General features: G+C 60.5%; 23 protein-coding genes, 1 other RNA gene and 1 pseudogene. 7 read left to right on the forward strand and 18 right to left on the reverse strand.

Translation table 11 applies throughout. From position 1 onward, the window contains the following. Positions 1–54: 54 nt before the first annotated feature. The 9 genes and pseudogenes from gcvH to AC3IP0_RS27260 form a co-directional block, all read right to left on the reverse strand. On the reverse strand, positions 55–438 hold the full coding sequence (gene gcvH / locus AC3IP0_RS27220; RefSeq protein WP_008048715.1) for a glycine cleavage system protein GcvH: 384 nt from the start codon (positions 436–438) through the stop codon (positions 55–57). A gap of 48 nt (positions 439–486) precedes the next feature. Beyond that, positions 487–1,569 (reverse strand): glycine cleavage system aminomethyltransferase GcvT, encoded by a 1,083-nt coding sequence (gene gcvT / locus AC3IP0_RS27225; RefSeq protein ID WP_489326317.1) that lies wholly within the window; start codon positions 1,567–1,569, stop codon positions 487–489. 156 nt (positions 1,570–1,725) lie between these two features. Beyond that, positions 1,726–3,342 (reverse strand): ABC transporter permease, encoded by a 1,617-nt coding sequence (locus AC3IP0_RS27230; RefSeq protein ID WP_489326320.1) that lies wholly within the window; start codon positions 3,340–3,342, stop codon positions 1,726–1,728. 138 nt (positions 3,343–3,480) lie between these two features. Continuing rightward, positions 3,481–4,485, reverse strand: coding sequence for an extracellular solute-binding protein (locus AC3IP0_RS27235; protein WP_489317627.1), 1,005 nt, complete (start codon positions 4,483–4,485; stop codon positions 3,481–3,483). A gap of 250 nt (positions 4,486–4,735) precedes the next feature. Then, positions 4,736–5,953: a 2-octaprenyl-3-methyl-6-methoxy-1,4-benzoquinol hydroxylase gene (locus AC3IP0_RS27240; protein ID WP_489327838.1), complete on the reverse strand. Its 1,218-nt coding sequence runs from the start codon at positions 5,951–5,953 to the stop codon at positions 4,736–4,738. A gap of 9 nt (positions 5,954–5,962) precedes the next feature. Further along, a pseudogene (locus AC3IP0_RS27245) lies at positions 5,963–6,074 on the reverse strand (tetrameric acyl-CoA thioesterase); the annotation flags it as partial. 38 nt (positions 6,075–6,112) lie between these two features. Beyond that, positions 6,113–7,300, reverse strand: coding sequence for a 2-octaprenyl-6-methoxyphenyl hydroxylase (gene ubiH, locus AC3IP0_RS27250; RefSeq protein ID WP_489326321.1), 1,188 nt, complete (start codon positions 7,298–7,300; stop codon positions 6,113–6,115). Beyond that, positions 7,297–8,631 (reverse strand): Xaa-Pro aminopeptidase, encoded by a 1,335-nt coding sequence (gene pepP / locus AC3IP0_RS27255; RefSeq protein ID WP_489326323.1) that lies wholly within the window; start codon positions 8,629–8,631, stop codon positions 7,297–7,299. The genes ubiH and pepP overlap by 4 nt, the downstream gene beginning before the upstream one ends. 27 nt (positions 8,632–8,658) lie before the next feature. Next, a complete protein-coding gene (locus AC3IP0_RS27260) occupies positions 8,659–9,216 on the reverse strand; it encodes a YecA/YgfB family protein (protein WP_489317630.1) in 558 nt (185 codons plus the stop codon). Between the two features lie 120 nt (positions 9,217–9,336). On the opposite strand from AC3IP0_RS27260, the gene AC3IP0_RS27265 reads away from it, so the two are divergent. From AC3IP0_RS27265 to AC3IP0_RS27280, 4 genes are all read left to right on the forward strand, one after another. Beyond that, positions 9,337–9,546, forward strand: a complete 210-nt coding sequence (locus AC3IP0_RS27265; protein WP_007982902.1) for a TIGR02449 family protein — start codon at positions 9,337–9,339, stop codon at positions 9,544–9,546. After that, positions 9,543–9,860, forward strand: a complete 318-nt coding sequence (locus tag AC3IP0_RS27270; protein WP_007982900.1) for a cell division protein ZapA — start codon at positions 9,543–9,545, stop codon at positions 9,858–9,860. Before AC3IP0_RS27265 ends, AC3IP0_RS27270 begins: the two co-directional genes overlap by 4 nt. Before the next feature lie 30 nt (positions 9,861–9,890). Further along, positions 9,891–10,069, forward strand: a non-coding RNA gene (gene ssrS, locus AC3IP0_RS27275) — 6S RNA. A gap of 86 nt (positions 10,070–10,155) precedes the next feature. Next, positions 10,156–10,761 carry a 5-formyltetrahydrofolate cyclo-ligase gene (locus AC3IP0_RS27280; protein WP_008048703.1) on the forward strand — a complete coding sequence of 202 codons (606 nt, stop codon included), beginning with the start codon at positions 10,156–10,158 and terminating at the stop codon, positions 10,759–10,761. Between the two features lie 35 nt (positions 10,762–10,796). On the opposite strand, the gene AC3IP0_RS27285 is transcribed toward AC3IP0_RS27280, so the two are convergent. Next, positions 10,797–10,952 carry a hypothetical protein gene (locus tag AC3IP0_RS27285; RefSeq protein WP_007982896.1) on the reverse strand — a complete coding sequence of 52 codons (156 nt, stop codon included), beginning with the start codon at positions 10,950–10,952 and terminating at the stop codon, positions 10,797–10,799. A gap of 195 nt (positions 10,953–11,147) precedes the next feature. On the opposite strand from AC3IP0_RS27285, the gene AC3IP0_RS27290 reads away from it, so the two are divergent. After that, positions 11,148–11,600, forward strand: a complete 453-nt coding sequence (locus AC3IP0_RS27290; protein WP_489317631.1) for an EVE domain-containing protein — start codon at positions 11,148–11,150, stop codon at positions 11,598–11,600. Positions 11,601–11,742: 142 nt separating this feature from the next. Here the strand turns inward: AC3IP0_RS27290 and AC3IP0_RS27295 are convergent, their stop codons facing one another. Then, positions 11,743–12,150 (reverse strand): flagellar basal body-associated protein FliL, encoded by a 408-nt coding sequence (locus AC3IP0_RS27295; RefSeq protein ID WP_032829534.1) that lies wholly within the window; start codon positions 12,148–12,150, stop codon positions 11,743–11,745. Positions 12,151–12,300: 150 nt separating this feature from the next. Between AC3IP0_RS27295 and AC3IP0_RS27300 the strand changes: the two genes are divergently transcribed. Then, positions 12,301–13,278 (forward strand): NADPH:quinone oxidoreductase family protein, encoded by a 978-nt coding sequence (locus AC3IP0_RS27300; RefSeq protein WP_489317632.1) that lies wholly within the window; start codon positions 12,301–12,303, stop codon positions 13,276–13,278. Positions 13,279–13,521: 243 nt separating this feature from the next. Here the strand turns inward: AC3IP0_RS27300 and AC3IP0_RS27305 are convergent, their stop codons facing one another. Next, positions 13,522–13,938: an energy transducer TonB gene (locus AC3IP0_RS27305; protein WP_489317633.1), complete on the reverse strand. Its 417-nt coding sequence runs from the start codon at positions 13,936–13,938 to the stop codon at positions 13,522–13,524. A 326-nt stretch (positions 13,939–14,264) separates the two neighbouring features. On the opposite strand from AC3IP0_RS27305, the gene glpT reads away from it, so the two are divergent. Further along, entirely contained in the window at positions 14,265–15,614 is a 1,350-nt protein-coding gene (glpT, locus tag AC3IP0_RS27310) for a glycerol-3-phosphate transporter (RefSeq protein WP_489317634.1), read from the forward strand. Here glpT and AC3IP0_RS27315 read toward each other — a convergent pair. The 6 genes from AC3IP0_RS27315 to AC3IP0_RS27340 all read right to left on the reverse strand — a co-directional run bounded on the left by AC3IP0_RS27315 (position 15,590) and on the right by AC3IP0_RS27340 (position 21,704). After that, positions 15,590–16,258: a gamma-glutamylcyclotransferase gene (locus AC3IP0_RS27315; protein ID WP_489317635.1), complete on the reverse strand. Its 669-nt coding sequence runs from the start codon at positions 16,256–16,258 to the stop codon at positions 15,590–15,592. The two genes, glpT and AC3IP0_RS27315, sit on opposite strands and share 25 nt — an antisense overlap. Before the next feature lie 206 nt (positions 16,259–16,464). Continuing rightward, the gene (locus tag AC3IP0_RS27320; RefSeq protein WP_223443894.1) at positions 16,465–17,433 is read right to left on the reverse strand and encodes a CDP-6-deoxy-delta-3,4-glucoseen reductase; all 969 of its coding nucleotides are present in this window, start codon (positions 17,431–17,433) and stop codon (positions 16,465–16,467) included. Then, positions 17,433–18,899 (reverse strand): 4-hydroxy-3-polyprenylbenzoate decarboxylase, encoded by a 1,467-nt coding sequence (ubiD, locus tag AC3IP0_RS27325; protein WP_489317636.1) that lies wholly within the window; start codon positions 18,897–18,899, stop codon positions 17,433–17,435. Before ubiD ends, AC3IP0_RS27320 begins: the two co-directional genes overlap by 1 nt. 140 nt (positions 18,900–19,039) lie before the next feature. Further along, the gene (rho, locus tag AC3IP0_RS27330; RefSeq protein ID WP_046039047.1) at positions 19,040–20,299 is read right to left on the reverse strand and encodes a transcription termination factor Rho; all 1,260 of its coding nucleotides are present in this window, start codon (positions 20,297–20,299) and stop codon (positions 19,040–19,042) included. A 247-nt stretch (positions 20,300–20,546) separates the two neighbouring features. Next, a complete protein-coding gene (trxA, locus tag AC3IP0_RS27335; RefSeq protein ID WP_003206727.1) occupies positions 20,547–20,876 on the reverse strand; it encodes a thioredoxin TrxA in 330 nt (109 codons plus the stop codon). Between the two features lie 120 nt (positions 20,877–20,996). Then, positions 20,997–21,704 (reverse strand): FadR/GntR family transcriptional regulator, encoded by a 708-nt coding sequence (locus tag AC3IP0_RS27340; protein ID WP_154909838.1) that lies wholly within the window; start codon positions 21,702–21,704, stop codon positions 20,997–20,999. Between the last annotated feature and the right edge of the window lie 242 nt (positions 21,705–21,946).

A 21,946-nucleotide genomic window follows, 5' to 3' on the forward strand; every position in this document is an offset into this window, starting at 1 on the left:
CCCGCGGATACAAAAAAGCCCCGACGAGTCGGGGCTTTGGATGACGCTGAAGGCTTATTCGCCGATGGCGGCCTTGTAGCCGGCGGCATCCAGCAGTTTTTCCAGCTCGGCGGTGTCGCTTGGCTTGAGCTTGAAGATCCACGCGCCGTACGGATCGGAGTTGAGCAGCTCAGGCTCACCGCTCAGCGCTTCATTGACGGCAATCACTTCACCGCTGATCGGTGCATAAATGTCGGAAGCGGCTTTAACCGATTCAACGACACCCGACTGATCACCGGCAGCAAACACGTTGCCGACTTCTGTCAGCTCGACAAACACCACATCACCCAGCGCTTCCTGCGCGTGATCGCTGATGCCCACGGTGACGGTGCCATCGGCTTCCAGACGTGCCCATTCGTGACTTTCGGCAAAACGCAGGTCGGCAGGGATATCGCTCATGTTCTGTGTCCTCAGGAAATGGTCGGCGGTCATGCCCGCCAGAAAAGGTTAGATCAAGGTTTTGCCGTGGCGTACGAAGGTCGGTTTGACCACCCGGACCGGGTACCACTTGCCACGGATTTCCACTTCAGCGCGGTCGGCGGTTGCCATCGGCACGCGCGCCAGTGCAATCGACTTGCTTAGCGTAGGAGAGAAACTACCACTGGTGATCTCCCCTTCGCCAACATCAGCGATGCGGACCACCTGATGAGCGCGCAAAACACCGCGCTCCTCAAGGACCAGACCGACCAGTTTTTGCTGTACGCCGGCGGCCTGCTCGGCTTCCAGCGCCTTGCGCCCGATGAACTGCCGGGTGGCGGGTTCCCAGGCAATGCTCCAGGCCATATTGGAGGCCAAGGGTGAAATATCCTGCTGGATGTCCTGACCGTAAAGGTTCATGCCGGCTTCGACCCGCAAGGTATCCCGCGCGCCGAGGCCGATGGGAGAAATCCCTGCTCCGACCAGATCGTTGAAAAAGCCTGGCGCCTGATCGGCCGGCAGAATGATTTCCAGGCCGTCTTCGCCGGTATAACCGGTGCGCGCAATGAACCAGTCACCATCGGACAGGCCTTCGAAGGGCTTGAGGAGCTGGATCAGGTTGCCGCGGGACTGGCTGACCAGTTCGGCAATTTTTTGCCGGGCGTGGGGGCCCTGGATGGCCAGCATCGCCAACTCGGAACGCTCGCGAAGTTGCACGTCGAAACCGTTGAGATGGGCTTGCATCCAGGCCATGTCCTGATCGCGGGTGGAGGCGTTGACCACCAGGCGATAACCCTCATCGAGACGGTAAACGATCATGTCGTCGACGATCCCGCCCTGCTCGTTGAGCATGGTGCTGTACAACGCACGGCCGGGGCTGTGCAGACGTTCGACATCATTGGCCAGCAAATGCCGGAGCCAGGCTTTGGCCTGGGAGCCGCCGACATCGATTACGGTCATGTGGGATACATCGAAGACACCGCAATCGCGGCGCACCTGATGGTGTTCCTCGACCTGCGATCCATAATGCAGAGGCATGTCCCAACCGCCAAAATCGACCATCTTCGCGCCGAGTGCGAGATGAAGGTCATACAGAGGCGTACGCTGTCCCATGGGTTTCTCCTTCCGGGCGTGGCGAAGGCGCGGGCAAGTGCTGCACGGACTGAACGCCTTGAAACAAAGGGCCTTCAGCCGATTTCAGCTACCTGGTCTGTCAGACGGACCGCACCGAATGCCGCGCATTGTAGCCGCAAGGTGTAGGACTGACACCTAGCTGTTTCGATGTGCTGAGCGCCGGATCAATCCGATGACCGGTAACAGCCCGACCAGCACCAGGGTCAACGCCGGCAAAGACGCCCGCGCCCATTCGCCTTCGCTGGTCATTTCGAAGATTCGCACCGCCAGCGTGTCCCAGCCAAACGGGCGCATCAGCAAGGTCGCGGGCATTTCCTTGAGCACGTCGACGAACACCAGCAGCGCGGCGCTCAACGTGCCGGGTAGCAATAATGGCAGATACACTTTGAAAAACAGTCGTGGCCCACTGACGCCAAGGCTACGTGCCGCTTCGGGCAAAGATGGCCGTATACGCGCCAGGCTGCTTTCCAGCGGTCCGTAGGCCACCGCAATGAAGCGCACCAGATAGGCCAGCAGCAACGCCGACAGACTGCCCAGCAGCAGCGGCTTGCCCGCGCCACCGAGCCAGCTCGAGAGCGGGATCACCAGTTCGCGATCCAGGTAACTGAACGCCAGCATGATCGACACCGCCAGCACCGAACCGGGCAAGGCGTAGCCCAGGTTGGCCAGACTGATCCCGGAGCGAATGACCCGGGTGGGCGCCAATCGTCGGGCAAACGCCAGTAACAAGGCAACGCTGACGGTGATCAACGCCGCCATGGCACCCAGGTACAAGGTATGGACGATCAACCCGGTGTAGCGCTCGTCGAGATCGAAGCGTCCGCGCAGCCAGAACCACACCGCCAATTGCAGCATCGGGATAACGAAGGCGCAGGCGAACACCAGACCGCACCACGTCGTGGCCGCCAGTGCCTTGAGGCCTCGCAGGTGATACAGCGCCTTGACCCGTGGTCGCTCGTTGCTCGCCCGGTTGGCCCCGCGGGCACGCCGTTCGCCGTAGAGCACGAGCATCACCACCAGCAGCAACAGGCTGGCCAGTTGCGCGGCGGAAGACAGGCTGAAAAAACCGTACCAGGTCTTGTAGATGGCGGTGGTGAAGGTATCGAAGTTGAACACCGACACTGCGCCGAAGTCCGCCAGGGTTTCCATCAGCGCCAATGCCACGCCCGCACCGATGGCTGGTCGCGCCATGGGCAATGCCACCCGCCAGAACGCTTGCCAGGGCGATTGGCCAAGAACCCGCGCGGCTTCCATCAGGCCTTTGCCCTGGGCGAGGAAGGCCGTGCGCGCCAGCAGATAGACATAGGGATAGAAAACCAGCACCAGCACCACAATCACGCCGCCCGTGGAACGCACGCGCGGCAGCCGCAGACCACTGCCAAACCACTCCCGCAACAGGGTTTGCACGGGCCCGGCGAAATCCAGCAGGCCGACGAAGACGAAGGCCAGCACATAGGCAGGGATCGCGAAGGGCAGCATCAGCGCCCAGTCCAGCCAGCGCCTGCCGGGGAATTCGCAAAGACTGGTGAGCCAGGCCAGGCTGACACCCAGGACTGTCACGCCGACACCGACGCCTAGCACCAAGGTCAGGGTATTGCCCAGCAAACGCGGCATCTGTGTGTCCCAGAGATGGGACCAGATTTGAGCGTCGATGGTTTGCCAGGAAAGCAGCAGGACACTCAGGGGCAACAGGACCAGCGCAGCGATGGCGAAGACGACGGGATACCAGCGGCGTTGGGCGGGATGGGCCAAGGAAAATCTCTCGCGAAATTTTGAAGTGTAGAGAAAACGCAAAAAGATCGCAGCCTCCGGCAGCTCCTACATTGGGTTGGTGATCACCCTGTAGGAGCTGCCGGAGGCTGCGATCTTTTGACCTTTAAAACAGCAGGCTCAGTTCCAGCCAGCCTTGTCCATCAGGCGAATCGCCTCGGCCTGACGCTTGCCGGCGATTTCCACAGGCAGGGTATCAGCGATGAACTTGCCCCATGCGGCGACTTCAGCCGATGGCTGCACGGCCGGATTCGCCGGGAACTCCTGGTTCACGTCGGCAAAGATTTTCTGTGCTTCAGGGGTGGTCATCCACTCCACCAGGGCCTTGGCCGCTTCCGGGTGTGGCGCGTGTTGTGTCAGGCCGATACCCGACAGGTTGATGTGTACGCCACGGTCAGCCTGGTTCGGCCAGAACAGTTTCACCGGCAGGTCTGGCTTCTGCTTGTGCAGGCGGCCGTAGTAGTAGGTGTTGACGATACCGACGTCGCACTGGCCGGCGTTGATCGCTTCCAGCACGGCGGTGTCGTCGGAGAACACGTCAGTGGAGAGGTTCTTGACCCAGCCCTTGAGGATTTCCTCGGTCTTCCCGGCGCCGTGCACTTCGATCATGGTCGCGGTCAGGGACTGGTTGTAGACCTTCTTCGCCGTGCGCAGGCACAGGCGGCCTTCCCATTGCTTGTCGGCCAACGCTTCGTAGGTGGTCAGTTCACCTGGCTTCACCCGATCAGTGGAGTAGGCGATGGTCCGCGCACGCAGGCTCAGGCCGGTCCAGGCATGGGAAGCTGCCCGGTACTGCAGCGGAATGTTGGCGTCGATGGTTTTCGAGGTGAACGGCTGGAGGATGCCCATCTGCTCGGCTTGCCAGAGGTTGCCGGCATCGACGGTGAGCAGCAGGTCGGCCGGCGTATTCGCGCCCTCGGCCTTGAGCCGCTGCATCAGTGGCGCTTCCTTGTCGGTGATGAACTTCACCTTCACGCCGGTCTTGGCGGTGTAGGCATCGAAGACTGGCTTGATCAGCTCGTCGATCCGCGAGGAATAGACCACCACCTCGTCAGCGGCCTGGGCGGCGGTGCTGCCGATGAGGGTCAAGGCCAGTGCAGTCAGTAGACGCTTCGGTGCCAACATGGGAGCGGTCTCTCGATTGAAAAATGAGGACAAATGATAAGGACTCACATTTAGCTTCTCAATCGAAGCTGACCGTGGAGGAGTTACCAGATGTTGCTTGAGCTGGAATATGAGGTGACTGGGTTGCCGCCATCGCGAGTTCAAGCTCGCTCCCACAGGGTTCTCCAGCGTTCACACAAATTGCATTAACACCTGAACTCCTGTGGGAGCGAGCTTGCTCGCGATGGGGCCATAAGCCCCGGCGAAAATCTCAGGGCTTGGCCAACGCCGGCAAATCCCCGGTCAACCCCAGCGCTTCACGCACGAACAACGCCTTGGCTTCCGGCATCTTCTCCACCATTTTCAACCCGGTATTACGCAACCAGCGCACCGGCAACGGATCGGCCTGGAACAAGCGTTCGAAACCTTCCATTGCCGCCATCAGCGCCAGGTTGTGGGGCATGCGTCGACGCTCGTAACGACTGAGGACTTTCACATCCGCCAGGCGTTCGCCACGTGTTGCCGCTTGCAGCAACACTTCAGCCAGCACGGCGGCGTCGAGGAATCCGAGATTCACCCCCTGCCCGGCCAATGGGTGAATGGTGTGGGCCGCGTCGCCGATCAATGCCAGGCCTTCAGCCACATAACGCTTGGCATGCCGCTGGCGCAGAGGCACACACAGGCGCGGATCGGCGCTCAGTACTTCGCCGAGCTGGCCTTCAAAGGCCCGTTCCAGCTCCTTGCAGAAACCTTGCTCATCCATCGCCATCAGGCGTTCGGCTTCGCCAGGTGTGGTCGACCAGACGATCGAACACCAATCCTGTTGGCCGTCGCGCTCAAGGGGCAGAAACGCCAACGGACCGTTATCGGTGAAACGCTGCCAAGCCGTCATCTGATGCGGCTTGGCGCAACGCACGCTGGTGACGATGGCATGGTGCAGATAATCCCATTCGCGAGTCGCGACCCCGGCCAGGCGCCGCACCGCCGAGTTGGCGCCATCCGCCGCGATCACCAGCGGCGCGCGCAGGGTGCGGCCGTCGGCCAGGGTCAGCAGCCAGTCATCGCCGGAGCGGCGCATCTGCTCCAGGCGAGCATTGGCCAGCAACCCCAGGTCGCAATCGTGCAGGCGCTCGAGCAAGGCATCCTGGATCACGCGGTTCTCGACGATATGCCCAAGTACCTCGGCATGCACGCTGGCCGCCGAGAAGTGGATTTGCCCGGTGCCGCTGCCATCCCAGACCTGCATGTCGGTGTAGGGGCTGCTGCGCCGCCCGGCGATGCCGTCCCACACGCCCAGGCGCTCGAGAATCCGCTGGCTGGCGGTCGACAAGGCGCTCACCCGCGGTTCAAACGCAGCCTGCGCGTTGAACGGTTTGACGCTCATGGGGCTGCCGTCCAGAAGCAGGACTTCCAGCCCGCTGTTCTGCAACGCCAGCGCCAGGGCGCTGCCGACCATTCCGGCCCCGACAATCAGCAGATCTGCGCGCATTTCCATGCTTTAAGCCTGTCTCTCTTGCGGCTTGAGCCGCACATAAAGGGTTTTGCCGACTCGCGCCACCAGGTGGCAGGAGCCGTCATGAATGTCGATCCTGCAATTGCGGCAGGTATTTTTATCAATCGCGCCTTGCCGAATCGGCGGATCAGCCAGTCACGCATCCGGTCGCGTACCCAACCCCATCGCCTGCCGGGCAAACCAGCGTTTGGCCGGTGGCAGCAGATCCAGGCCGAGCAAGCCGATGTTGCGCCCCAGGGACACCAGCGGCTGGGTGCTGCCGAACAGGCGCGTGACTTGATCGGAGAAGCCCACGGTGAGGTCCTGATCGAGACGCTGGCGTTCGCGATAGGCCTGCAACGTGGCGAAGTCGCCCAAAGGTTTTTCACTGGCGAGCAAGGCATCGGCCAGGGCCTGGGCATCGCGCAGGGACAGGTTGAACCCTTGGCCGGCAATCGGATGCAGGCTGTGCGCCGCGTTGCCGAGAATCGCCAGATGCGGGCGCACCTGCTCTTCGGCCTCAACCAGTGTCAGCGGATACAAATGCCGTGCACCGACCTGTTTCAATGTGCCGAGGCGATAACCGAACACACCCTGCAACTCACTGAGGAAGCTGCGCTCATCGAGGGCCGCCAGGCGTTGCGCGTCCATGCCCAGGCGGGTCCAGACCAGTGCGCAGCGATTATCCGGAAGCGGCAGCAACGCCATCGGGCCTTCGTCGGTGAAACGCTCGAAGGCCATGCCGTTGTGGGCTTCGCTCGGGGTGATGTTGGCAATCAGCGCGCTCTGGTTGTACGGACGCTTGCGGATGCCGATCCCCAGTTGCTCGCGCAGGCCGGAGCGACCGCCATCAGCGAGCACCGCGAGGTCACATTCCAGGGTGGTTTCATCGTTGAGGGTCAGGCGATAGCCATCGGTCAGCGGTTCCATGCGGGTGACTTCCGCCGGGCAGCGCCAACTGATCACGTCCTTGTCCAGGCCTTGCCACAGGCATTGGCCGAGCCAGGCGTTTTCAACGACATAACCCAGCGCTGGAACACCCTCTTCCATTGCCGACAACCGCGCCGTCGAGAATCGGCCACGGTCGGAAACATGAATCTGCTTGATCGGCTCGGCGCGGCGCGAGATTTCCTGCCAGACGCCCAGCCGTTGATAGATTTGCCGCGAGCCGAAGGACAACGCCGAGGAACGGGCATCGTAACTCGGTTGATAGCTGTCGCCAGGGGCGAACGGCTCGATCAACACGATCTTCCAGCCTCGGGCCTTGGCGCCGGCCTGAAGCGCCAGAGCCAGGCTTGCACCGACCAGCCCGCCACCGATGATTGCCAGGTTGACTCGACTCATGCTGCCTGTGTCCGCGCGGTGGCCATCAGGGCCTCGATCTCGGCGACGGTTTTCGGCACGCCGCTCGTCAATATTTCACAGCCGGTTTTGGTGACCACTACGTCGTCCTCGATGCGCACGCCAATGCCGCGCCATTTCTTCGCAACACTCTGGTTGTCCGGGGCGATATAGATCCCCGGCTCCACGGTCAACGCCATGCCGACTTCCAGCACGCGCCACTCGCCGCCGACCTTGTATTCGCCGACGTCATGTACATCCATGCCCAGCCAATGGCCGGCGCGGTGCATGTAAAACGCCTTGTAGGCTTCGCTGGCGATCAGTTCGTCAACGTCGCCCCGCAGCAACCCCAGCTTGACCAGCCCGGCCGTGATGACCCGGACCGTGGCCTCGTGCGCCTGATTCCAGTGCTTGTTCGGGGCGATTTCGGCAAAGGCGGCTTCCTGGGAGGCCAGCACCAATTCGTAAATCGCTTTCTGTTCCGCAGAATACTTGCCGCTGACCGGAAAGGTCCGGGTGATATCGCTGGCGTAGCAGTCGATCTCGCAACCGGCGTCGATCAGCACCAGGTCACCGTTCTTGAGCAGCGCGTCATTCTGCTGGTAATGCAGGATGCAGCTGTTGCGCCCCGCCGCGACGATCGACCCGTAGGCCGGCATCTTCGCCCCGCCCTTGCGGAATTCATAATCGAACTCGGCTTCCAGGCTGAATTCGTGCAACCCGGCGCGACAGGCCTGCATGGCCCGTACGTGCGCCTGGGCGGAAATCCGCGCCGCCTCGCGCATCACTTTCACTTCTGCCGCCGATTTATACAGGCGCATGTCGTGCAGCAGATGATCCAGGGCAACGAACTCGTTCGGCGGCTGGGCACCGAGGTTGGCCTTGGAGCGGATCACGTTGATCCACTCCATCAGATGGCGGTCGAATTCAGGGTTGCTGCCCATGGCCGAATACACCCGGTCACGGCCTTCGATCAGGCCCGGCAGGATGTCGTCGATATCAGTGATCGGAAAGGCGTCGGCGGCGCCGAATTCGCGAATCGCGCCTTCCTGCCCGGCACGCAGGCCATCCCACAGCTCGCGCTCGGCATTGCGTTCACGGCAGAACAGAATGTATTCGCCATGCACGCGCCCCGGCATCAGCACCAGTACGGCCTGGGGTTCGGGAAAACCGCTGAGGTACTGGAAGTCGCTGTCCTGGCGGTAGACGTGTTCGACGTCGCGGTTACGAATGGCCACCGCGGCGGCGGGCAGGATGGCGATGCTGTTGGGTTCCATCTGCGCCATCAGGGCCTTGCGGCGACGGCTGTATTCCGATTTCGGGATATGGATCATGGGCAGATGGTTTTCCCTTTATTACGATTAATGCAAAGACGGTTTGGCGGCGGCCGGCACGTCTTTTTTGGTCTCGGAGAACAGCAGCAGCGGTGCGACGCGCAGGTACTCCATGACTTCCATGTAGTCGTTTTCGCCGTCGTCGGACTCTTCCAGGGCGTCTTGCACCTGGGAAATGGCCGCCAGATCCTGCAGCACCTCGGTAGCCTCGGTGCTCAGGGCGCTGCTGTCACGGCAGTTCAGGCCAAAGCCGCTGAGGAAGCCCTGGCACCACTGGCCCAGGGCGACGGCACGCTCGGTGAGCGGGGCGTCGTCAGTCGGCAACAGCAGAACGACGGTCACGTCATCGCCGGTGAGCTCGCCTTTTACCATCTCTTGCAGGCCGATCAGGGCGTTGCGAACGTTGTCCTGCGGCTCGCTTTCGAGCAATTCGGCGGCGTCGATCAACCAGCCTTCGGCGTCGAAACCGGCGCCGGCGCAGCTGCGGCCGAGCAACAGCCCGTGCAGTTCGGCGGGCGAGACGTTGTGACCGCTGGAAGTCAGCAGGGTGGCGAAGGCTTGGTACGGGGAATTCTGAATGGTCATGGGCAGCTAGGCGCCAGACGGCGCTATGTCTAGAATGAAGGCCTTGTATCCTACATCGACAGACTCGCCAAGACTATTAAAGGCTGTCCGCCAGCTACCCCGTCAGACACAGTGGACAATATGGAAGACACCGACCTGCAAGCGCTGATGGCCAGACTCGAGCTGCTGATTACCCGAGTCGAGCAACTTAAGAGTCAAAACGGACTCTTACTAGCTCAGGAAAAGACCTGGCGCGAGGAACGCGCGCACCTCATTGAAAAAAACGAAATCGCCCGGCGTAAGGTCGAATCGATGATTTCGCGCCTCAAGGCCCTGGAGCAAGACTCATGAGTTCAAGCAATAGCGTCACCGTGCAGATCCTCGACAAAGAGTATTCGATCATCTGCCCTCAGGAAGAGCGCAGTAATCTGGTCAGCGCCGCCCGTTATCTGGACGGCAAGATGCGCGAGATCCGCAGCAGCGGCAAAGTCATCGGTGCCGACCGTATCGCCGTGATGGCTGCGCTGAATATCACCCACGACCTGCTGCACAAGGAAGAACGCCCGGATATCCAGGCCAGCGGATCGACCCGCGAACAGGTGCGTGACCTGCTCGATCGCGTCGATCTGGCACTCGCCACCGATCCGGACGTCACCAAAGGCTGATTCGCGTCGCCGCTTGCGGTATAATCCCCTCACTCCCTGGGGTGCTTGCCAGTTGGCGATGTCCCTGAGCCGATTTGCTATACCCTGGAGGTTGCACGTTGGGCTGGTGTGCATGTCCGCTAGACGGAAAGCCTTAAAGCCTACTGCATCTTCCACCTTGAACTTTCGGGTTCAAGGGCTAAGTCGACAGCGGCACATTCGGGGAGCCTGATTTCAGTCCAATGCCGGTTTTGATACCGGCATTGGCGTTTTTACGGGTACGCTTCACGTATCCGCATTGTTGAAGCCCGAATACATGACCGAACCTGCGCTGCTCCCCCGCCCGCAACTTCGACGCATGCTGCGCAAGGCCCGCCGCGCATTGACTCCCAGTCAGCAGCGCCAGGCCGCTCGCGGGCTGTACAAGCAATTGGCCCAGCAACCGCTGTTCCGCCGCGCCAGACACATCTCGCTCTACCTGCCCACCGACGGTGAAATCGATCCGCGCCTGTTGCTGCGCGCCGCGCAACGCCGGGGCAAAGCCACCTATCTACCGGTGCTGAGCGCCTGGCCGCGAACCAAAATGGTGTTCCAGCGCATCCGTCCCGGGGAAAAACTCAAACCCAACCGCTTCCGCATTCTCGAACCACGGGCCAATCTCGCCCGGCAGCGCAAGATCTGGGCGCTGGATCTGGTGCTGTTGCCATTGGTGGGTTTTGACGATGTCGGTGGACGCCTGGGGATGGGCGGCGGCTTCTACGACCGCAGCCTGGCCTACCTGGCCCGACGCAATGACTGGCGCAAGCCGACGCTGTTGGGGCTGGCCCATGAATGTCAGAAAGTGGCGCGATTGGCTCAGGCGAGCTGGGATGTGCCGCTGCAAGGAACGGTGACGGACAAGGCCTGGTATTACGCAGGCTAGGCGCCACTTTGATCAGTGGCGCCAAGGCAACAGGATCAGCGCTTGAAGGCGGTCGACTGTTGCTGCAATTGGGCGAGTTCGACCGGTGCATCGGTCTTGTTGGCCCACAGGCTTTGGGCATAGCCAGTGGTCACGACGCCAAGGCCAAACAAAATGACCAAAATCCATAGTAAATCCGGTTTGCGTTTCATCGATTGCCCCCCAAAGGCACATCAACACGATGACAGCAGCGGTTTCCGTTCGTAGGCCGTGCAGCAGCGTCAAGCTTTAAAGGCCGGCATTTTGCGACAACGTGAACCGCTGCGCAAATGCTGACGTCAACCGACTGTCGGTTTGTCATAAAATCGCCGACAAGCTGCTCAATCACCACGCAAGGAGCAACAGACATGGCCTATTGGCTGATGAAATCCGAGCCCGACGAACTCTCGATCACGGGGCTGGAAAAGCTCGGCAGAGCGCGCTGGGATGGGGTTCGCAACTATCAGGCACGCAATTTCCTGCGGGCCATGGCGGTGGGGGATGAGTTCTTTTTCTATCATTCCAGCTGCCCTGAGCCGGGCATCGCCGGAATCGGCAAGATTGTCGAAGCCGCGTACCCGGACCCGACGGCGCTGGAGCCAGAGAGCCATTATTTCGACCCGAAGGCCACCCCGGACAAAAACGCCTGGAGCGCGATTGATGTCGCGCATGTCGAGACCTTTGCCCGGGTGCTGAAACTGGATTATCTGAAGCAGCAGACAGCGCTGGCCGAGTTGCCACTGGTGCAGAAAGGCTCGCGGCTGTCGGTGATGCCGGTGACGGCGGAGCAGTGGGCGGCGGTGATTGCCTTAAAGCCCTGAGCCATTTATCGCCTGGACTGGCCTCATCGCGAGCAAGCTCGCTCCCACAGTGGATTTGTGTTGAAGCACAATCACATATCCACCACAGAACCCTGTGGGAGCGAGCTTGCTCGCGATGAGGCCGGCAGGAGCAGCGAAAACCTTACTGAATGATCAGGTTGTTGAACAACAGATCCTCAACCACCGGCTTGCCGGTTTCATCGTTCATCACCTGCTGGGTCTGCTTCAGGGCTTCCTGACGCAGCTTTTCCTTGGCCTCGACGTTGTTCATCGTCTCGGTGGTCTGCTGGGCGAACAGCGCGACCAATTGGTTGCGGATCAACGGCTCGTTGGCCTTCACCGCCTTGGCGGCCTCATCACCGGTCACCCGCAACGCCACATCAGCCTTGTAGACCTTCAGTTTCGGCGTGCCGTCCAACCCGTAGTTACCCACGAACGGCGGGCTCAGGGTGATGTAGCTGACCTTCGGAGCAGCATCTTCTTTGGCTTCTTCGGCCACCGCTGCCACAGGCAGAGACAGGGCCAGCATCAACATGATCCACGCTTTCAAAATTCGCTCCTTATCCGGTTTGCGGCCTAGCATAACGACCCGCCGCGCCAGCACAAGCTTATGGCTGACTATCAGGGCCAGGCATGCTCGTTGACCCATCGACCCACACACCTACACTTATCGGCCATCACTCCCAAAGGAATAGCCCTGATGAAAGCCGTGCTGTGCAAAGCCTTCGGCCCTGCCGAATCGCTGGTGCTGGAAGACGTCGCCAGTCCTGTCGCGAAGAAGAACGAAATCCTGCTGGACGTGCACGCCGCCGGGGTGAACTTCCCCGACACGTTGATCATCGAGGGCAAATACCAGTTCAAGCCGCCCTTCCCGTTTTCACCGGGCGGTGAAGCGGCCGGCGTGGTCAGCGCAGTGGGCGAAAAGGTCAGCCACCTGAAAGTCGGTGACCGGGTCATGGCCCTGACCGGCTGGGGCAGCTTTGCCGAACAGGTCGCCGTGCCGGGCTACAACGCGCTGCCGATCCCGCCATCGATGGACTTCAACACCGCCGCCGCCTTCAGCATGACCTACGGCACCTCGATGCACGCCCTCAAGCAGCGCGGCAACCTGCAACCGGGCGAAACCCTGCTGGTGCTTGGTGCCTCCGGCGGAGTCGGCCTGGCGGCGGTGGAAATCGGCAAAGCCATGGGCGCCCGGGTGATCGCCGCGGCCAGCAGCGCGGAAAAACTCGCCGTGGCCAAGGCCGCCGGTGCCGACGAACTGATCAACTACAGCGAAACCAGCCTGAAGGACGAAATCAAGCGCCTGACCGACGGCCAGGGTGCCGACGTGATCTACGACCCGGTCGGCGGCGACCTGTTCGACCAGGCCATCCGCGCCATCGCCTGGAACGGCCGCCTGCTGGTGGTCGGCTTCGCCAGCGGGCGCATTCCCGAATTGCCGGTCAACCTGGCTCTGCTCAAAGGCGCGGCAGTGCTCGGCGTGTTCTGGGGATCGTTCGCCCAACGCCAGCCGCAAGACAACGCGGCGAACTTCCAGCAGTTGTTTGCCTGGTTTGCCGAGGGCAAGTTGAAACCGCTGGTGTCGCAGGTGTATCCGCTGGGCAATGCGGCGCAGGCGATCAATGATCTTGGCCAGCGTAAAGCGGTCGGGAAGGTGGTGGTGCAGGTTCGCTGAATCTCTCTCTGCAAAAAAGCGCGGCCATGCTGCCGCGCTTTTTTGTCATAACAGCACCCTTATCTCTTGCGGAAGAAACCGTACGTATCGGCCCGCAGGATAAGTATTACAGCGCCTGACTATTGATGGGATGCTTTTGTTGAGCTTGGCAATCAGCGCCAGACGCCTCTCTTCCGGCAATTGCGTCGGTGAAAGGGAGTGCGTCAGGTAACTGCGGGTCCAGCTGAAAACCGGCAGGTCCACCTACGAGGAATCGGCGATGTTCAACGATGCCCGTGCGATAGCACTGCATTTCAGCCGCTCCAATTCCTTGTTAACGTGGAAGGGATGTTCTCTGTCCAGCCTGTATTCCATGGGTGCGACCACGATGATTTGCGCAGGCTGATCCTTGGAAACTGTCCACGGTTTGAATCGCCATTGGTTGACTGCGGCCAATGACGCCTCTTCGAGTTCGGGATGTGCACTTTGCGCAATCACGGCATTACTGACTGATCCATCGGCCTTCACAGTCATGCTGACACGCACCATGCCGGTGACACCCGCCCTATGCAGCGCCATCGGATAAACCGGCTTCGGATTATTCTCGGGGATCAGAAACACCTCCCCGGCCCTGGCATCCAAGGACGCCACCAACAAAAGCACGCATACCCACCACCGCATGTCCCTCTCCCTTCGCCTGCAACGCCAGACCTGGCAACAGCACAAAGGTTAAAGCGCCGGGGCATTCGGCATAACGCCATGACTTCTGCTTTAAACGAAGGATCTTTCCTAAAGACCTGCCCTATTTCAGGCACATCAAGCGCCTGCTAACTCAACAGGTAACGCTTCCTACAACGCCCCTCACTTACATCTGAGCGACATGTTCATAAAGGAACGCGCGATATCCAACATTTCCGCTGTTTTGCCGATGAGAACCGGTGCTATTTTCGGTAACGAAACTGTAACATTCGTATCCGCAGTCAAAACAAGAAATCTGGAGCGCTTGAATGTTTGCTTTCTTTCGTCCTGCCGCACATCAGGCTCCATTGCCTGAAGAAAAAATAGACAGCACCTATCGACGCCTGCGCTGGCAGATTTTCGCCGGCATCTTCATTGGCTATGCCGGTTACTACCTGCTGCGCAAGAACTTCTCCCTGGCCATGCCGTACCTGATCGACGAGGGCTACTCCCGTGGTCAGTTGGGTCTGGCGATGTCCGCCATCGCAATTGCCTACGGTCTGTCGAAGTTCCTCATGGGCCTGGTGTCCGACCGTTCCAACCCGCGCTTCTTCCTGCCGTTCGGTCTTCTGGTGTCGGCTGGGGTGATGTTCATTTTCGGTTTCGCGCCCTGGGCGACGTCCAGCGTGACCATGATGTTCATTCTGCTGTTCATCAACGGCTGGGCGCAGGGCATGGGTTGGCCACCGAGTGGCCGGACCATGGTGCACTGGTGGTCACAGAAGGAACGTGGCGGCGTGGTGTCCGTGTGGAACGTGGCGCACAACGTCGGCGGTGGCCTGATCGGCCCGTTGTTCCTGATCGGCATGGGCCTGTTCAATGACTGGCACGCCGCGTTCTACGTGCCGGCAGCCGTGGCGCTGGCGGTAGCGGTGTTTGCCTTTGTGACCATGCGCGATACCCCGCAATCGGTTGGCCTGCCGCCGATCGAGCAATACAAGAACGACTACCCGGAAGGCTACGACGCCAGCCACGAAGAGGAATTCAGCGCCAAGGAAATCTTCGTCAAATACGTGCTGCGCAACAAAATGCTCTGGTACATCGCCCTGGCCAACGTCTTTGTCTATCTGCTGCGCTACGGCGTGCTGGACTGGGCGCCGACCTACCTCAAGGAAGCCAAGGGCTTCACTGTGGATAAAACCTCGTGGGCGTACTTCTTCTACGAGTGGGCAGGTATTCCGGGCACGCTGCTGTGCGGCTGGATGTCGGACAAGATCTTCCGTGGCAACCGTGGCCTGACCGGCATGGTGTTCATGGCGCTGGTGACGGTCGCGACGCTGGTTTACTGGCTCAACCCGGCCGGCAATCCGATGGTCGACATGATCGCACTGCTTTCCATTGGCTTCCTGATCTACGGCCCGGTGATGCTGATCGGCCTGCAGGCTCTGGAACTGGCACCGAAGAAAGCGGCCGGTACGGCGGCGGGCTTTACCGGTCTGTTCGGCTACTTGGGCGGTTCGGTCGCGGCCAGTGCAGCGATGGGCTACACCGTGGACCATTTCGGCTGGGACGGCGGCTTCGTGCTGCTGGTCGGCGCCTGCCTGCTGGCGATGGCCTTCCTGGCTCCGACGCTAGGGCACAAACAAATCGCCAGTCAGGGCCGCGAAGCACTCGCTTGATCAGCCTTTGATTTACAGCGCTTGAGCCGCGCCTCCAGATTCCGGTCTGGCATGGCGTGGCTGCGCAGGGCGTGCGCGGTCTGCTCGACATAATCACGAGTGGTGCCGTAGCGCCCGCAGGCGTTTTCGAACACATGGCTCAGCACATGGTCCGGCAAGTTGCCGGCATAGCTGGGTAGATGTCGCTCCAGAACGAATCCCAATGCCTGAACCTGGCTGCCATCTTCGAGACGGCAGCTGAGCCAGTGCGGGCGGTAGGAAGGGAAAGGCATCTCGCGCTGCCAAAGAGCGTAGAGCGAGGCTTCGAGTTGCTCTTCGGGCAAGCGATAGGCGAAACCGCTGCAAGAACCGCCGCGATCCAGGCCAAACACCAGGCCGGGCATTTCCGGTGTGCCGCGATGTTCGTGGGACCACAGGTACAACCCGCGATGGTAGCCATGCACCCGGCCGCGAACCCGCTCAACCGCCGTGCATTCGGGCCGCCAGATCAGCGAGCCATACGCAAACAGCCACACCGGACCGCCCTTGTGGCGCGCCATGGTCGTTTGCATCGAGCTGAGCAATTGTTCGTGAGTGAGCTGCGGCCCCAGATCGAGCCGCGGAGGGTAAGCCAGATTCAAAAAAGCAGATTCAATGGCGCTCATGGCGAATAGCGTTCAGCTCCCCGCGGGTGAAGAATTACTTAATAGAACGCACGGCTGTAACAATAAGGCACATAAGTTTTAAGGCAATTTGAATGCCATGGCACCGTACTTATTTAAATGCCTGAATGACATATAACCTACCGAAATTTATGAAAGTTTATAAATGCCGATTGGCTATATATAGAGTCATAACGAAAGAGCGCGGCTCAAGAGCGCGGCGCATACGCAAAAACATCGGCGCGCATCTGGTGAGCGTCCATCCCCGCTTCCACCAGCGCATCCAGCGTGCCGTAGACCATGGCCGGAGAGCCACTGGCGTACACGTGCAGCGGCTTGAGGTCAGGGAAGTCTTCACAGACCGCTTCATGCAACATGCCGCACCGCCCTTCCCAACCGCATTGATCGCTGACGACCTTGTGCAGGAACAGGTTGGGCAGCTTCAGCCATTCGTCCCAATGCTCGATTTGATAAAAATCTTCAGGACGACGCACGCCCCAATACAGATGCACCGGGTGCTTGAAACCCGAGGCCCGGCAATGCTCGATCAGACTGTGGATCTGGCCCATGCCGGTACCAGCGGCGATCAGCACGAGAGAACCGTCCGGCAACTCCTCCAGGTGGGTATCGCCAAACGGCAATTCGACCCGCACCATGCTGTTGCGCTGGAGCTGTTCGATCAGGCTCAGCGCACTGGATTCGCGCGCCAGTACGTGGATTTCCAGGTCGCGCCCCGCATGCGGGGCCGAGGCGAGGGAGAAGGCGGACTTTTCGCCGTTCTCGCGCTCGATCATCAGGTACTGACCGGCGTGGTAGCGCGGCGGTTTGCCGGCCGGAGCCCGCAGACGCACGCGCCAGGTGTCGCCGCCCACCTCCTTGCACTCAATGACCTGACACGACACGCTGCGCACCGGCAGTTCTCCCAGCGCGAGCACGCCATCCCACAGGACGATGCAGTCTTCCAGCGGCTCCGCTATGCAAGTGTAGAACTCGCCATGGTCACGCACATTGCCAGCCTGCTCGACCCGGCCTTCCACCAGCAGCGCCGCGCACACGTGGCAATTGCCGTTGCGGCAGCTTTGCGGGCATTCGTAGCCCAGACGTCGTGCGCCATCGAGAATCCGCTCGCCGGGCAATATCTCAAGCACTGCTCCGGAGGGCTGCAAGGTTACACGCATCAATCTATTCCTAACTGATTCCAGATGGCATCGATCCGCTGGGTGACGGCATCGTCCTTGACGATGACCCGCCCCCACTCGCGGGTGGTTTCGCCCGGCCATTTATGCGTGGCATCGAGGCCCATTTTCGAACCCAGACCGGAAACCGGCGAGGCGAAGTCCAGGTAATCGATCGGCGTGTTGTCGATCATCACCGTATCGCGCTTGGGGTCCATGCGCGTGGTGATGGCCCAGATCACGTCGTTCCAGTCCCGGGCATTGATATCGTCGTCGGTGACGATAACGAACTTGGTGTACATGAACTGTCGCAAAAACGACCAGACACCCAGCATTACCCGCTTGGCATGGCCCGGATACGACTTTTTCATGGTCACGATGGCCATGCGGTACGAGCAGCCTTCGGGCGGCAGGTAGAAATCGGTGATCTCCGGGAACTGCTTCTGCAGGATCGGCACGAACACTTCGTTCAACGCCACGCCGAGGATCGCCGGCTCATCCGGCGGACGACCGGTGTAGGTGCTGTGGTAGATCGGCTTGATCCGGTGGGTGATGCGCTCGACGGTGAACACCGGGAAGCTGTCGACTTCGTTGTAGTAACCGGTGTGGTCGCCGTACGGGCCTTCATCGGCCATCTCGCCTGGATGGATCACGCCTTCGAGGATGATTTCGGCGGTGGCCGGCACTTGCAGGTCGTTGCCCCTGCACTTCACCAACTCGGTACGGTTACCGCGCAAGAGGCCTGCGAAGGCGTATTCGGAAAGGCTGTCGGGCACCGGGGTCACGGCACCGAGGATGGTCGCCGGGTCAGCACCCAGGGCCACGGAAACCGGGAACGGCTGGCCCGGGTGCTTTTCGCACCACTCGCGGTAATCCAGCGCGCCGCCACGGTGGCTCAGCCAGCGCATGATGACCTTGTTGCGACCAATCACTTGCTGACGGTAGATGCCAAGGTTCTGGCGATCCTTGTTCGGGCCTTTGGTGACGGTCAGGCCCCAGGTGATCAGCGGAGCGACATCGCCCGGCCAGCAGGTTTGCACCGGCAGCATGGCCAGGTCGACGTCGTCGCCTTCGATGACCACTTCCTGGCACACCGCGTCCTTGACGACTTTCGGCGCCATCGAAATGATCTTGCGGAAGATCGGCAGCTTGGACCAGGCATCCTTCAAGCCTTTCGGCGGCTCGGGCTCCTTGAGGAACGCCAGCAGCTTGCCGATCTCGCGCAGCTCGCTGACTGCTTCGGCGCCCATGCCCAAGGCCACGCGCTCGGGGGTGCCGAACAGGTTGCCGAGCACAGGAATGTCATAACCGGTGGGTTTTTCGAATAGCAGGGCCGGGCCCTTGGCGCGCAAGGTGCGGTCACAGACCTCGGTCATTTCGAGCACTGGGGACACCGGAACCTGGATGCGCTTGAGTTCGCCGCGCTGTTCCAGCCCGCTGATAAAGTCGCGCAAGTCGCGATACTGCATGCGTGAGCCTCGTGTTGGCCGTGGCGTTCGGGGCAGGCAGTTTAGCGCCGAACCCTTCGGTTCAGAACCACGAACTGCCGCCTTATCAAAAATCGGATAGCAAAAAGCCGGGTTTCCCCGGCTTTTTGTGCCTGTTCGACTTACTTGCGTTTCATCGACAGGAAGAACTCATCGTTGGTCTTGGTCGTCTTCAGCTTGTCGACCAGGAACTCGATGGCAGCCACTTCATCCATCGGGTGCAGCAGCTTGCGCAGGATCCACATGCGCTGCAACTCGTCGTCGGCAGTCAGCAACTCTTCGCGGCGGGTGCCGGAACGGTTGATGTTGATGGCCGGGAAGACGCGCTTTTCAGCGATACGGCGATCCAGAGGCAGCTCCATGTTGCCGGTGCCTTTGAATTCCTCGTAGATCACTTCGTCCATCTTCGAGCCGGTTTCAACCAGCGCGGTGGCGATGATGGTCAGCGAGCCGCCTTCTTCGATGTTCCGCGCGGCGCCGAAGAAACGCTTCGGTTTCTCCAGGGCGTGAGCATCGACACCACCGGTCAGTACCTTGCCGGAGCTCGGGATCACGGTGTTGTAGGCGCGAGCCAGACGAGTGATGGAGTCGAGCAGGATCACAACGTCTTTCTTGTGCTCGACCAGGCGCTTGGCCTTCTCGATTACCATTTCGGCAACCTGCACGTGGCGGGTTGGCGGCTCGTCGAACGTCGAGGCAACCACTTCGCCGCGCACGGTGCGCTGCATTTCGGTTACTTCTTCCGGACGCTCGTCGATCAGCAGCACGATCAGGTGAACTTCAGGGTTGTTACGCGCGATGTTGGCGGCAATGTTCTGCAGCATGATCGTCTTGCCGGCTTTCGGCGGTGCAACGATCAGACCGCGCTGGCCTTTACCGATCGGGGCGCACAGGTCGATGACACGACCGGTCAAGTCTTCGGTGGAACCGTTACCGGCTTCCATCTTCATGCGCACGGTCGGGAACAGCGGGGTCAGGTTCTCGAAGAGAATCTTGTTTTTCGCGTTTTCCGGACGGTCGTAGTTGATCGTGTCGACCTTGAGCAGCGCGAAATAACGCTCGCCTTCCTTAGGAGGGCGGATCTTGCCAACGATGGTGTCACCGGTGCGCAAGTTGAAACGACGGATCTGGCTCGGCGAGACGTAGATATCGTCTGGACCGGCGAGATAGGAAGCGTCAGCGGAGCGCAGGAAGCCGAAGCCGTCCTGGAGAATCTCCAGCACGCCATCACCGGAGATTTCCTCACCGCTTTTCGCGTGCTTCTTGAGCAGGGAGAAAATCACGTCCTGCTTGCGCGAACGGGCCATATTTTCTATGCCCATCTGTTCGGCCAATTCGAGCAGTTCGGTAATCGGCTTTTGCTTGAGTTCAGTCAGATTCATATAGGAATGACGTAATCATTTATGGAGGGGGGAAATTAAGCTTTTGGCTTAATGAGGCCGCGCCGCAGAGAAGGCGACAGGATCGCGTACTTATTCGAAAAGGAGTGCGTCGGCGACGGCTAGCAGGGGGCAATGGAGAAACCAGTGCGGGGCCGAATGTACCACCTGAGTTTAGGAGCGTCTAGCCCTGAATACGCAAAAAGCCCCGCTATTTGCGGGGCTTTTTCAGGACACTTTGCAGCGACGCTTAGATGTTGGCGTCGAGGAAGGCAGCCAGTTGCGACTTCGACAGTGCGCCGACCTTGGTCGCTTCAACGTTGCCGTTCTTGAACAGCATCAGGGTCGGGATACCGCGCACGCCGTGCTTGGCCGGGGTTTCCTGGTTCTCGTCGATGTTCAGTTTGGCAACGGTCAGCTTGCCTTTGTAAGTCTCGGCAATTTCGTCCAGAACCGGAGCGATCATTTTGCAAGGGCCGCACCATTCAGCCCAGTAGTCGACCAGTACAGCGCCTTCGGCCTTGAGTACGTCGGCCTCGAAGCTAGCGTCGCTAACGTGTTTGATAAGATCGCTGCTCATGGAATTCTCCAGGTTGTAAGCAAAAAAACGTGGCCCATCATAGCGGTCCTTCCCTCGTTCAGGAAGGTGCAGATGATTGAGTCTCGCTATGGTGATTCATGAGTTTGGGTATAGCTCAGGTCATGAAGTGGCGGGAGCGATGAACGCGATTCCGGTGCGCAACGCGGCATTGCGTACGTGCTCTTGCATGGCCTTTTGCGCAGCGCCAGATGCTCGGCGGGCCAGCGCACGAAGGATTTTGCGGTGTTCCTGCCAGGTTTCCATGGCCCGCTCGACCCGGATGAACGGTAGCTTCTGGCTCTCCAGGAAGATGTCGGCGCTGGCGGTCAGGATGCTCAGCATCGCCTGATTGCCGCTGGCCAGCAGGATGCGGCGGTGGAATTCGAAATCCAGGCGGGCCGCGGCTTCGAAGTCGCCGGACTTCAGCTCGTTGCGCATGGCGGCGACATTGTCTTCCAGCGCATCGAGTTCGTCGGTGCTCAAGGTTACGGCCGCCAACCCTGCCGCAAAACCTTCCAGCGCATAGCGCAACTGAAAGATGTCCAACGGCGAAGCCTGCGCCGCGAACGGCCAGCCCGGTGCCGCATCGCCCCGCGGCAACTCCACCGGCGATTGCACGAACACGCCTTTGCCCGGCTGGATGCTGATGACCCCCAGCGCACTCAGCGATGACAACGCCTCGCGCAACGATGCCCGACTGACCCCCAATTGCACCGCCAGGTCCCGTTGCGAGGGCAAGGCATCCCCCGGCCCGAAGCCCTGTTCGGTAATCAGTTTGCGGATGGCTTGCAGCGCCACTTCAGGTACGGCGCGGGAGATCGAGTTCATGGTTTTCCAGACGAACCAGGCCAATGTGCGCTCAGTTGTAAAGCTATTCGCGACGCCCGGCAAGTCGTGCCCCATGGGGGTTCGGTGATTTTCACGGCTGCGCCATCGGGGTGCGAAACGCAACCTGACTGTTCAGACCAGTAAGACCGTGCGATGCCAGCAAAACCGTGCCCTGGCGCCCTCAAAACCCCATGTTGGCATGGCCCATGCTCTGTCGATCCGCAGAAATCACTTCTTGCCGA

The sequence above is a fragment of the Pseudomonas sp. GL_103 genome, assembly GCF_057835175.1.